General features: G+C 33.6%; 11 protein-coding genes. 5 read left to right on the top strand and 6 right to left on the bottom strand.

What is annotated here, in order from left to right; genetic code table 11:
• Positions 1-7: 7 nt before the first annotated feature.
• Entirely contained in the window at positions 8-940 is a 933-nt protein-coding gene (locus AsAng_RS24015; protein WP_264789650.1) for a CPBP family intramembrane glutamic endopeptidase, read from the bottom strand.
• Positions 930-2,132, bottom strand: a complete 1,203-nt coding sequence (locus tag AsAng_RS24010) for an aspartate aminotransferase family protein (RefSeq protein ID WP_407655307.1) — start codon at positions 2,130-2,132, stop codon at positions 930-932. Before AsAng_RS24010 ends, AsAng_RS24015 begins: the two co-directional genes overlap by 11 nt.
• A gap of 98 nt (positions 2,133-2,230) precedes the next feature.
• Between AsAng_RS24010 and AsAng_RS24005 the strand changes: the two genes are divergently transcribed.
• A complete protein-coding gene (locus tag AsAng_RS24005; protein ID WP_264789648.1) occupies positions 2,231-3,187 on the top strand; it encodes a homoserine kinase in 957 nt (318 codons plus the stop codon).
• Between the two features lie 80 nt (positions 3,188-3,267).
• On the opposite strand, the gene AsAng_RS24000 is transcribed toward AsAng_RS24005, so the two are convergent.
• The gene (locus AsAng_RS24000) at positions 3,268-3,777 is read right to left on the bottom strand and encodes a DUF6702 family protein (RefSeq protein ID WP_264789647.1); all 510 of its coding nucleotides are present in this window, start codon (positions 3,775-3,777) and stop codon (positions 3,268-3,270) included.
• 205 nt (positions 3,778-3,982) lie between these two features.
• On the opposite strand from AsAng_RS24000, the gene AsAng_RS23995 reads away from it, so the two are divergent.
• Together AsAng_RS23995 and AsAng_RS23990 are read left to right on the top strand one after the other, a co-directional pair.
• The gene (locus AsAng_RS23995; RefSeq protein WP_264789646.1) at positions 3,983-4,606 is read left to right on the top strand and encodes a HupE/UreJ family protein; all 624 of its coding nucleotides are present in this window, start codon (positions 3,983-3,985) and stop codon (positions 4,604-4,606) included.
• A 32-nt stretch (positions 4,607-4,638) separates the two neighbouring features.
• Entirely contained in the window at positions 4,639-6,909 is a 2,271-nt protein-coding gene (locus AsAng_RS23990; RefSeq protein WP_264789645.1) for a M1 family metallopeptidase, read from the top strand.
• Between the two features lie 59 nt (positions 6,910-6,968).
• Here AsAng_RS23990 and AsAng_RS23985 read toward each other — a convergent pair whose 3' ends face one another.
• The 3 genes from AsAng_RS23985 to AsAng_RS23975 form a co-directional block, all read right to left on the bottom strand.
• Positions 6,969-7,844: a DUF3592 domain-containing protein gene (locus AsAng_RS23985; RefSeq protein WP_264789644.1), complete on the bottom strand. Its 876-nt coding sequence runs from the start codon at positions 7,842-7,844 to the stop codon at positions 6,969-6,971.
• 121 nt (positions 7,845-7,965) lie between these two features.
• Complete coding sequence (locus tag AsAng_RS23980; protein WP_264789643.1) at positions 7,966-8,682, bottom strand: LytR/AlgR family response regulator transcription factor; 717 nt, start codon at positions 8,680-8,682, stop codon at positions 7,966-7,968.
• Complete coding sequence (locus tag AsAng_RS23975; RefSeq protein ID WP_264789642.1) at positions 8,657-9,721, bottom strand: sensor histidine kinase; 1,065 nt, start codon at positions 9,719-9,721, stop codon at positions 8,657-8,659. Before AsAng_RS23975 ends, AsAng_RS23980 begins: the two co-directional genes overlap by 26 nt.
• 271 nt (positions 9,722-9,992) lie before the next feature.
• Here AsAng_RS23975 and AsAng_RS23970 point away from each other — a divergent pair, with 271 nt between their 5' ends.
• Positions 9,993-12,308: a TonB-dependent receptor gene (locus tag AsAng_RS23970; protein WP_264789641.1), complete on the top strand. Its 2,316-nt coding sequence runs from the start codon at positions 9,993-9,995 to the stop codon at positions 12,306-12,308.
• 41 nt (positions 12,309-12,349) lie between these two features.
• Complete coding sequence (locus AsAng_RS23965; protein WP_264789640.1) at positions 12,350-13,162, top strand: DUF4249 domain-containing protein; 813 nt, start codon at positions 12,350-12,352, stop codon at positions 13,160-13,162.
• Positions 13,163-13,215 lie beyond the last annotated feature (53 nt).

Below are 13,215 nucleotides of genomic sequence, written 5' to 3'. Positions count from 1 at the left end.
TAAATATCTATTTTAGAGCAATATATTTATAATCTGAATTAACCTTAATGAAGGTAATCAAAAATCCTGCAAAGGCAAAACCACTACCTAAAGCATAAAATGGCGAAATAGGTGCTACATTACTCACGGTATCGATTGCCGATTGATAAAAGTAAGGTATTAAAACTTGAATACTATTAAACAATATATGTATCAACACTGACAACCAGATGCTTCCAGAAAAAATAAGCATATAACAAAATAATACGCCTAAGATAAACCGAGGAAAGAAGCCTTCTAATTGAAAATGCATTAAAGAGAAAATTGCTCCTGTTAAAATGGCTCCATAATGTATATTATTTGTCCATAATGTCAATAATCGTTGCAAAATTCCTCTAAATAATAGCTCTTCACCTACTCCAGCTACTAAACCAAGCAATAATAAGTTCAAAAACAAGTCAAAAAGGCTATTCATTTCAAGAAAAACCCGTTGAATTTCTAATTTGTCTTGAGCGATAACATTTGTTGGTAGTAATTGCGTATTCCAATAATAAATAAAAGAAATTAGAGGATAAATGCTAATGATTAAAGCTAAACCCAAGATTAGATTTTTCAAAGAAGGGATACTATCCGCATATAAAATTTTTAAAGCATCTTTTTTATAGACGATAAATGTAAAGAAAAGAGCAGGTACTAAGTATTGAAATAAATGCAATACAATTTGAATAATCTTGAGAGTAGTCAAATACTCTAAATATTGCCCCTTGATTAGCCCTTTAAATAGTTCAGAAAAATCTGGCAAATCCAATACACTGATTCCAAATTGAACAAAACTCATCCCTATTACATAAAGCGAAAACCAAATAAAAACAAATAGCGTAGCTTCTAAACTTAAATTGTTTTTTGCTTCCTCTAATAAAAAAAAAAGATTTGAATTTTTATCTCCTTTTTTAGATTCCATTTTTATATGTTTTGTCAATAGCCTTTAATAAAATCGTGCAAGCTTTTTGAATTTCTGTTGTTGTAATAGTTAAAGGTGGAGCAATACGGATAGACTCTGAATTAAATAAAAACCAATCAGAAATCAACCCATTCCTTAAACAATCTTGAATTACATTTAAAACAAAATCATAGGAAGGTAATTGAACAGCCATCAACAAACCAGCATTCCTAAGTTCAAGAATGGCATGATGTTTTAGCATTTTTTTAAATAAATTGGCTTTTTCATTAACTTCATCAAGAATAAGTGGATTTTCTATTAAAAATTTCAAACTAGCTAATCCTGCGGCACAACAAACAGGATGACCTCCAAATGTAGTAATATGCCCCAAATAAGGATTATGCGTTAAACTCTGCATAATTTTTTTAGAAGCAACAAACGCTCCTAAAGGCATCCCTCCACCAAAAGCCTTTGCTAATAATAAAATATCTGGTACAATATCATATTGTTCGAAAGCAAACAATGTTCCTGTTCGACCACATCCCACTTGAACTTCATCTAAAATCAGCAAGGCTCCAACTTCATCACATCGCTCCCGTACTTTTTTCAAATAACCTTCTTGGGGCAACATAACACCTATTTCTCCCCTAACAGTCTCCATTATGACACAAGCTGTTTGTTCTGTAATTTTGGCTAAATCATTAAATTCATTAAATTCAATGTAATCAACGGCTGGTAATAATGGTCTAAAAGGAGCTGTAAAATAAGATTCACTCATTAGACTTAAGGCACCATGAGTTGACCCATGATATGCCTTTTTACAAGCTACAATATTAGTTCTTCCAGTATACCGCTTTGCTAATTTCAAAGCCCCTTCTACTGCTTCTGCTCCTGAATTAACAAAATAAGTGCAATCTAATTCTGATGGTAAATTTTGTTGTAATAAATTTGCTAATTGAACCTGTGGAGATAAAATAAACTCTCCATAAACCAACGTATGCAGATATTTATTTGATTGCTCTTGAATTGCTTTTAAAACTTCTTTATTATTATGACCTAAATTGCTTACACTAATTCCTGCAATTAAATCTATATATTCCTTACCATTCTTATCATATAAACAAACTCCTTCTGCTCGTTCAATTTCTAATGCCAAAGGAGCATCACTTGTCTGTGCTACATGATTTAAAAACAATTGACGTTGCGTTATCATTTTTTTATTTTAAATTTGTGCTATATTAAAATCCAGTGACAAATTTAAACATTTTTAATTTACTGTAGATCCTCTAAGATATATTCTTTATAAAGATTATGAAATTCAAATCAAACTTTAAAATTATAGCGCCTGCTACCATTTCTAATTTAGCTTGCGGTTTAGATGCATTAGGACTAGCATTAGAAACTCCCCAAGATGAAATTATTGTAAAACCAATTGACAAACCAGGAATACATATTGTTTCTATTCTAAACAACAAAACAAAATTACCCTTAGATACTAATAAAAACGCAGCTGGTATTTCTGCTCAATTACTTTTAGATTTTTTAAAGAAGGAGCATAATTTAGAAAAAGATAGTGGTCTAAGTCTTTCTATTAATAAAAAGGTTGCCGTTGGGCATGGATTAGGTTCTAGTAGTGCAAGTGCGGTAGGAGGTGCTTTTGCAGTTAATGAGGCTTTTGGTTCTCCTTTAACAAAAAGAGAATTACTTCCTTTTGCAGCACAAGCAGAGCAAATAGTAGAAAAACAATTTCGAATCAATAGCATTCTTCCATCTTTATTAGGTGGAATTATATTAACTAGAGATCATGCAAGTTATGACTTTCATCGCCTACCTTTAATTAGGGGCTTACATATTGTTGCAATTGCTCCTACTAATATAATTATGAATCGACAACAAAATAGCACTAAACTTCCTAGTCAAATAAATCTAAAAAGTGCTATTCAACAATCGGCAAACTTAGCAGCATTAATTCAAGCCTTTTACACCTCTGATCTTGAATTATTATCTAGATCATTAACAGATCATTTAGCTGAAGCACATTGGAAAGATGCTATTCCTTACTTTGAGGAACTAAAAAATGCTGCATTAAAAAACAAAGCACTAGGTTGTAGTCTTGCGGGAAGTGGTTCTGGTGTTTTTGCTTTATGTAAAAACAGCTTAGAGGCAGAGCAAGTAGCTGAAGCAATGAAAGACATTTATACTTCTAATAAAATACGTCACTCTATAATTGTTTCTAAAATAAATCATACTGGAGTTCAAATCGCTTAACTATGTTCCACGTGGAACACAACAATGTAAAGTCAAAAAAAAAAGAATGTTCCACGTGGAACATTCTTTTTTTTTTGTACTTATTTCAACGTTACTCGATATGCCCCATCAGAAGCAAGTTTTCTAATATACCCCTCATCTCTTTTCTCTCTAAATTTGATAAAATTTTGCTGTCCTTCATTCAAGTCCATTAAGATATTATTAGTTAAATTTAAGGTCTTAATTTTATAAACTTTAGGTACTTCTAGCAACACCCACATAGCAAAAAAATCATCCCTTACCAACTTACGATTGACATAATTAAAGTCTACCACTCTCCCATTAAGTTCCAACTTAAAATGTGTCCTCATGTACTCTATAATATAATCAGTTGCTTTTTCATGTTCCTTTTCTGTTCCTATTTCTATTGCCGTTCCTTTCTGTTTCGTTAGAATATTTTCCAAGTCATCACTAAAAACTTTAATTGCTATCTCTAAGCGTTTTTGGTCTTTATTATAATCAATTTCTGTAGTAGAAATATAGATGGGGTGAGCTCCAAAGGCTAATAAAAACAAGCTAATAAAGAGTAAAATAGTAAACTGTTTTCCCATAAAAATGTATTTTAAAAACTAAAACTCAAATAAAATTTATTGTTAATAATAACATTAATCTAAATAAATCACCTATTCATCTATGCATATTTCCATTCTATACAAGAAACAGATTTAAGCTCTTTTTTCTAAAATTAACTTTGTATTTTTAGGTTTATAAACAAATAGAGATCCACAAGTTACGATATAAAACAAGAAAAGAGTGATGAATGATTTTATATTTTTCTTTAAACAAGGACTAAGCCATATTTCAGATTTAGGGGCTTATGACCATATACTTTTTATAACTGCATTAGCTGCCCCCTATAGTATAAAAAACTGGAAAGGTCTTTTTTTTGCAGTAACTATGTTTACCATTGGGCATTCTATTTCTTTAATTTTGGCAACATTAAAATTAGTCAGTCCCAATGTTTCATTAATAGAGTTCTTAATCCCCGTTAGTATTATAGCAACTTGTCTATGGAATATTTTATCTAGTAAAAAATCCATTGACAAAGAAAAAAATCAGATGTTCCACGTAGAACATCAACAATCTAATTATCCTATTATTATTCTATTTGGGATTATACATGGTTTAGGATTTTCTAATTATCTCCGATTTATTTTATCTGAAAGCGAGCATATTTTCACTCCTCTCTTAGCCTTTAACATTGGGTTAGAAATTGGTCAAATATTGATCCTAACTATAGCATTATTAATAAATTTTGTACTTTTGGAGCGCACAAAAATCTCCACCCATTTTCGATCAATATTCATTTCTATTCTGATAATTCTTATTAGTATACCAATATTATTAGAAACGGGAAAAGCTTTCTTTTTTGAAGGTTAAATTTTCTATTAAAAAAAGATAAAACAATAGACATGCTAAAAAAACTTCTTTTCTTTTTATTCTGCATGAGTATTTTTTCCATTTCAAATGCTCAAGATCCTACGCAAGGAGCTACAAAGTTTCAACAATTATATCAAGAACTTCCTACCCCTACCACTTATAGAAATGCAGCGGGGGCTCCTGGTCATGAGTATTGGCAACAACGTGCTGACTATGATATGAAAATTGAAATTGATGATAAAAAACAGCGTATCTTAGGTGAAGAAACGATTACTTATTATAACAATTCACCTGATGCACTCAGCTATTTATGGATTCAATTGGACCAAAATGTTCGTGCACTAAATTCAGATGCTCAGGTAACTCGCCCTACTAATGTTCGTAAAGAAATGGGGTTTCATGAAATAAAATCAACTTGGCATAACGACTTTGATGGAGGATTTAAGATAGAATCTGTCACTGACAAAAAGGGAACTAAACTAAACTACACCATCAACAAAACAATGATGCGTATAGATTTAGACCAACCTTTAAAATCCAAAGGTACTCTATCTTTTAACATCAAATGGTGGTATAATATCAATGATGGAGGAACTTATGGAGGTCGTTCAGGTTATGAGTTTTTTCCTAATGAAGACAACTATATGTATCACATTGCACAATTTTATCCTAGAATGTGTGCATATAATGAAACGGATGGATGGCAAAACAAACAGTTTTTAGGACGAGGAGAATTCACGCTTTCTTTTGGTGATTACAAAGTTGCCATCACTGCTCCCGCAGATCACACGGTAGGTGCTACAGGTGTCTTACAAAACGCAAAAGAGGTATTAAGTTCCACACAACTCAAACGACTCGAAGCTGCAAAGACAGCAGACAAGCCACTTATGATTACCACAGAAGAGGAAGCAAAAGAGATTGAAAAAGGCAAATCTAAAGCAAAAAAAACTTGGGTATTTAAAGCTGAAAATGTTCGTGACTTTGGTTTCTGTTCTTCTCGTAAATTCATCTGGGATGCTCAAGGGGTTAACTTTGGAAATCGTACAGTTATGGCTATGTCTTATTACCCCAAAGAAGGAAATCCATTATGGGAACAATACTCTACTCGTGCTATTGTACATACTTTAAAAGTTTATTCTAAGTACACTTTTGACTACCCCTATCCTACTGCCATTTCTACTCATGCCAATTTCACAGGGATGGAATACCCCATGATTTGCTTCAACTTTGGACGTCCACGCCCTGATGGTTCTTACTCTGAACGATTAAAATATCGTATGATTGGAGTAATTATTCATGAAGTTGGACACAACTATTTTCCAATGATTGTCAATTCTGATGAACGCCAATGGACATGGATGGATGAGGGATTAAACACCTTTTTGCAATATTTAACGGAGTGCGAATGGGAACGTGATTTTCCTTCAAGAAGAGGGCCTGCTGAAAAAATTGTTGACTACATGCGTGGAGACAAAAATAATATTGTTCCAATCATGTCTAATTCTGAATCCATTTTACAATTTGGAAACAATGCTTATGGCAAACCCGCAACTGCTTTAAATATTTTGAGAGAAACAATTATGGGTAGAGAATTGTTTGACCATGCATTTAAGGAATATTCTAATCGCTGGAAATTTAAGCATCCCTCTCCTGCTGATTTTTTCCGTACCATGGAAGATGCATCTGGTGTAGATTTAGACTGGTTTTGGAGGGGTTGGTTCTATACTACAGATCATGTTGATATTTCAATTGATGCGGTTAAATGGTACCAATTAAACAGCCATGATCCTCAAAAGGAAGTAATGATTCAAAAGAAATGGGATGCCAAAGCACCTCGTGGAATTTCTAATATTCGCAATAATGAGGATAAAGCAGTGAAGCAGACATTGATGGAAAAACACCCTGAATTAAGAGATAAATACAATGATCGTGATAAATACAGAATCACTGACCGCCAGAAACAATTAAGTGAGTTTTACTTGAAAGGGTTAAGCAAAGAAGAAAAGGAATTATTGGATGGAGCTTATAATTATTATGAAGTTAAATTTAATAATAAAGGTGGCTTAGTGATGCCAATTATCCTTGAACTAAAATACGTTGATGGAAGCTCTGATGTTCATTATATCCCTGCTGAAATTTGGAAACAACGGGCAGATCAAGTTTCAAAAGTTTTTGTTTCCCAAAAGGAATTAAAAGAGATTGTACTAGATCCTTATTTAGAAACGGCTGATACAGATCGAAGCAACAACTACTTTCCAGCTCGTTCGCAACCTACCCACTTTGAATTATACCAAGGCAGATAAAATAAAAAAAAGAGTGTTCTACGTGGAGCACTCTTTTTTTCATAAATATAAATAATAACTTATAGATACAGCCACCAATAAATTACTCCATTAACTAGAAGCCCAATAATTGTACTCAGCAAATAAACCAATGCTCCTACCCCAGATTCTTCTAATTTCCCAAATTGATCAATTTTAGGAGCTGCGGCAATGGCATCATAAACGCAATTCGTATTAGGATCGTTTAAGTCATATATTATTTTCTCTAATTCTTCATCTTCCACCCTTTCCGTTAAATGAGTCTTACATTTAGAGATGTATTTTTTTCCTCTAACGCTAAACTCAAACTCATAAGCATAAACGGTTTGATCATTAATCTCTGTATTAGTTGCTTTATAGCCTAACATTTTCCCTCGTGTAAATACACCATTTATAATTAGATGTAATGCTTTCCAATTGGCACGGAATCCACCTAAAATAAAGATCAAGCCCAAGAATGGAAAAACTAATACAAAAACAACCCAACTAGGAAATACTTCTGTCGTCATTCCTACAATGCGAGCACGAATAGGATTATCAGATTTATACTCTATAGTTGTTAGATTCCCCTCTAACATTCCACTATATGAACCATTGGAAATGCCTTGAAAAGACTGCCCTTCTACATTATAAGAAAAAGTGTATTGGTAAATTGTTTCTTCATTTACTTCTACATTCGTTTCTTCAATCTCTAGTAAAAGCCCCTCCGACTGAACCCAATTTCCATCAGAACTAAACCAATGGATACATTCAGATTGACCAACAAAAATCAGTGTAAAAATCATCCCAAACCAAAAAAAAACTGCACCAAACTGTACCCCAAATCCTCCAAACAAAACTTGTATTTTTGTAAAAAAATTCAACGGTCTAGGGGGACCTTTCCTAATCCCTTGGTGATCTAATATATTTTCATTCATATAGCCTGTTGATTAAATTAATAATAAGTCAGTTGTGTTCCGCTACTGCTCATTTATCGAGCCAACAACGAAGTAGGTCTCTTTTGCTTGCCTACACCAAATCCATTTCCTTCAACAACTATTAAAAGATTTTTTTTAACGTAATTTGCTTATAAGAATAGCCAATCGGAATATACTCACCGCCTATAAACAACTGATTACCAAACATATTAGAAACTTTATTCTTATTCACGATATAAGATTTATGTACTCTAAAGAATTGATCTTGAGGCAGTCGCTGTTCTAGGGATTTTAAAGAAGCATGAATAACCAATCGAAGTTCTGTCGTATAAAAAACAACATACTCCTTCATCCCTTCTATGTATAAAATCTCATTAAATTGCACTCTATGCAGCTTTTGATTAGCCTTTAATACAATGTAATCCTTTTCTAGAGAAGGTGGCACAGACGCTAAATTTTGCTGCTTATAATCCATCCATTGTTTGTGCTCTAAAACTTTTTGGATTCCTTTTAAAAAACGATCAAAGCTAATCGGTTTGAGCATATAATCGACAATATCCAGCTCATAGCCCTCAATTGCATATTCCTGATAAGCCGTTGTAAAAATAACCAAAGGCTGTTGCCCTGTAATACAACGCAACAAATCTGTTCCTTTCAAATCAGGCATTTGAATATCCAACAAAAGCAAATCAATAGATTGTTTTTGAATAATGCTTAGAGCATCCAAAGGGCTTTTGCAAGACCCAACTAAATCTAGAGTTTCAATTTTCTCAACATAACTCTTTAGTAATTCCCTAGCAGGCTGTTCATCATCAATGATTAGGCAAGTTATACGCATTCGTTATTTTTAAATTAATCTCAAATTCATTTTCTCTATTATAAATTCTTAATCGATGCCGTTCTGGATAATTTAATTTTAATCTTTTTTTGACATTTTTCAGTCCAATCCCAGAAGCTACGTCTTTTTCTTTATGAACAGATGCAATAGAATTGATACAGCTAAACTCAATCAAATTTTTTACAGCTCTAATTTCTATTTTTATCCATCCCCCATCCCAAATATCTCCATGCTTAAATGCATTCTCAATAAAGGGAATTAATATCATGGGTGCAATCTTAGCAGCTATAATATTGCCATCAACCCTCAGTTCTACAGCATCCAAAGCTGCTTCTTTTAATTCTTGTAAATCAATATAATTATCAATGTATTCTATTTCTTTAACTAAAGCAACTTCGTCGGTATCACAATCATACAAGGTATACCTTAATAAGCCCGAAAGTTTATGAATAGAATCTGCAACTTTGCTCCCTTCCAAAACAGCTTGGGCATAAATATTATTTAAGGCATTAAATAAAAAATGAGGATTAATTTGCATTCTTAGCAATTTAACTTCTGCTCTAACCTTCTCATGTTCCAATGCCCACATTTGCGCTGTTAATTTTTTGTCTTGTTCTGCATAAAAATAAAGAATGCTTACAAAAAAAACATTGAGTCCACTCAAACTAACCCTAGCCGTCCAAAGTTGTTCTAATTCTAAAAAATGTTGAAAATGTCTGAATGATTTTAATTCTTCTGGAGAAATCCAATAGCCCGAATGAAAAGCCCAACTAAAAATAGAGTACGTCATCCCTATCCAGCACATTGCAAAGGCTATACTTCCTAAGATAAAAAGGAAGTATTTTCTTTTGGCAAACGTCAACGGCATCAAGATATAGTAGTTTGTATAAAAAATTGTAGCATGCACCCCAACCATAAACAAAGAAACCTCTGCCCCATTCCGCAAGGTTCCCCAATTGTCATGAGCAAAAGAGAAAAGAAACAAAAAATAAGCCGTCCAAACCAATAATTCTTTATACCTTGATTTAATATGCCTCATACGCAATTAGCTTATTTTTAGATTTAGCAAAAACGTTAATATTGAAAGAAATAGGGGTTTTATAGAGAAAAAAACCAAAGAAATAGAATTAATTTGTTTTAGCTCTAAAAAAGTATGACTTTCGTACCAAACCCATTTTTGGTTTTTCCTGTTTATTTATACAGGAAACTTGGAACTGAATAAGCTATACATAAATGAAGTATAGAATATACAACAACCAACCACACACCACTTCACTCTATAACTATAATTTGTACAAATTAAAATTACTATGAAAATCTGGATAACACTAATTTTATGTAGTCTGATTGGCTATTCGGGGCTCTATGCACAAGAGAAAGCAACCATTAGTGGTTATGTCAAAGATGCTGATTCGGGAGAAGAGCTAATTGGCGCAACTATAGTTGTTGACGGAACAAGTTTAGGAGCATCAACCAATATTTATGGCTTTTATTCTTTGACCTTAGACAAAGGAAACTATAAGCTAATTGTTAGTTATATTGGTTATCAAGCCAAAGAAGTTGAGGTTAATTTGCAGGAAAATCAGACCCTAACCTTAGAGTTGGGAACTGGCGCCAAAGACATAGAAGAGGTCGTTGTAAAAGCAGATAAAGATGATGTAATGATGCAAGATGCAGGCGTAGGAACAACCAAAATCAATGTAAAAAAACTAGAAACGCTTCCTGTATTTATGGGCGAAAAAGACATTCTTAAAAGTATACAATTATTGCCAGGGATTAGTTCAGCCAGTGAAGGTAGTACAGGGCTAACGGTTCGAGGAGGTAAACCCGATCAAAATTTAATTCTCTTAGATGAAGCCGTGGTCTATAATCCTTCTCATTTTTTAGGTTTCTTTTCTGTATTTAACTCTGATGCACTCAAAGATCTTACGATTTATAAAGGTGGAATTCCTGCTCAATACGGCGGTCGTGCTTCTTCTGTATTGGATATTTATATGAAGAATGGAAATAAGAAAAAATTTGGATTGTCTGGTGGCTTGGGCTTGATCTCTTCTCGGCTAACCTTTGAAGGTCCTATTGTAAAAAATAAAGGCTCTTTTATTCTTTCTGGACGTGCTACTTATCTAGATTTATTAATGCGGGTCGTTGATCCTAAGCGTTTTGGCCAATTGGGGCTTGGTTTCTGGGATCTAAATCTAAAAGCCAATTATAGTTTTGGAGAAAAAGATCGGCTTTTTGTTTCAGGATATGCAGGGCGTGATAACTTTAGTTTTGGTAATTTTGGTCTCAATTATGGCAACTATACTGTTACGTTGCGTTGGAATCATACCTTTAATGAAAAACTATTTGCCAATACTTCCTTTTTCTTTAGCGACTATTATTACGGTTACAAAATTGGTCGTTCTGGAGATGATTTTACGATCGAAGCAGGAATTCGTGATTTTGCACTTAAGCAAGATTATAGCTATTATCTAAATCCTAAAAACACCTTCCGTTTTGGATTTAATGTGACCTACCATCAATTTCAACCTAGCCAATTGCGTTCGTCAAATGATAACATCAATAGTTTGATCGCTGACAAAAAACACGCTACAGAGAGTGGTGTTTATATTGGACATGAAATTCAGCTAACCGACAAATTAAAAGCCGTTTATGGTCTTCGTTTTTCTTTATTTAATCAATTTGGTCCTGGTGATATTTATACCTTTGATGCTTCCAATAATATAACAGATACGACCAACTATAAACCTCTGGAACACATCCAAACCTATTGGGGATTAGAACCTCGATTAGCGCTTACCTATCAAGCACACAAAACCACTGCGCTTGAGTTTGGCTACCACAGAATTCATCAGTATGTCCATTTATTAAGCAACAGTACTGCTGCTGCTCCTAATGATATGTGGATTCCAAGTACCAATAATGTAAAGCCACAAATTGCGGATCAAATTAGTTTAGGAGTGAAACAATCCTTTTTAAAAGACCAATTAACGATTGGTTTAGAAGGTTACTACAAATACTTACAAAACCAAGTAGACTATGAAAATGGAGCAGATATTTTATTAAACAGCAAAATTGAAAGTCAAATTTTAAATGGTGTAGGATGGTCTTATGGAGCAGAGCTGTTGGTACAAGCTAAATTTGGTGGGTTTAATGGCTGGGTTAGTTATACCCTATCCAAGACAGAATACAAATTTGATGAAATTAACAGAGGAAACCCTTATCCAGCCAAACAAGATCGTACGCATGATATTGCTATTGTTGGAACCTATGAACTCAAAAAACGTTGGGTATTTTCTCTAGCTTGGATTTATCAAACTGGTAATGCTGTAACTTTCCCTAGTGGCAAATATCAAATCAATGGTCAAAAAATAAGTTATTTCACAGAGCGTAATGGCTATAGAATGCCTGCTGCTCATCGCTTAGATGTAGCGGTGACTTTCCGAAATAAGCCAACTCGTAAATTCCAGTCTAGCTTCACGGTAGGAATATACAATGTATACAATCAGTATAATCCATATTCTGTTGATTTTAGACCAAATGACACCGATCCTACTAAAACAGATGCAGTACAATTGAGTTTATTTGGTATTGTTCCCACTGTTACTTGGAACTTCTCTTTTTAACACCCCTTTCCTAGAATACTGATTATCAAAATAAGAAAACAATGAAATTTAATATAATAATTAGTTTATTAGCCTTTTATCTATTCACGACAAGTTGTGAAAAAGTAATTGACGTGGATTTGAACACTGCTAATCCTCTCCCTGTTTTTGAAGCCTATATCGAAAATGATTCTTTTTGTTATATCAAGGCAACTTGGACCAGTAGTTTTTATGATAATTCATCCTCTCCTGCATTAACCAATGCAATAGCAACCATCTCAGATCAGTTAGGCAATAGCGAGGTCTTAAATCACCAAGGCGATGGCATCTACAAAGGGTCTAATTTGATTGGAACAATAGGAAATACTTATACGTTATCTGTTGTTGTTGATGGGAATACATTTACAGCAGAATCAACCATGCCTCCCATGACCCCTATTGACAGTTGTACAGTGCAAGATCGTGGTAGTTTTTTAGGGGGTGGCTCTTCTGGTCCTCCAAAGTACTGGGTATTTGTCAACTATACAGATCCAGCCAATATTGCCAATTATTATGCCATTAATACCACCTATTATGATTCTACAGAGTCGAAATATATAACCGATTATAGAATTGCAGATGATGGTCTAAGTGATGGAATTGATACACGTTCTTTTACAACCTTTAAAAGTTTTGAGCAAGGAGATACGGCAATAATAGAATTTGGAAGTATAGATCAGCCCACACATCTTTATTTTAAAACATTGGGTGATGCTATTGCTGGAGCAGGTTTTGCAAGTGCAGCTCCTGCCAACCCAACCACTAATTTTTCGGAAGGTGCCTTAGGCTATTTTAGTGCATGGAGCAAGGATAAGATAACATTTGTTGTACCCTAAAATTATTTACAATTGAAGATTTGAAAATGTCCAATTCTAGGTTACATTTCAAA

Source organism: Aureispira anguillae (assembly GCF_026000115.1).
Lineage (GTDB): Bacteria > Bacteroidota > Bacteroidia > Chitinophagales > Saprospiraceae > Aureispira > Aureispira anguillae.
Note: the sequence above shows the minus strand (reverse complement) of the source record. Positions and strands in the feature narration are given on the sequence as shown.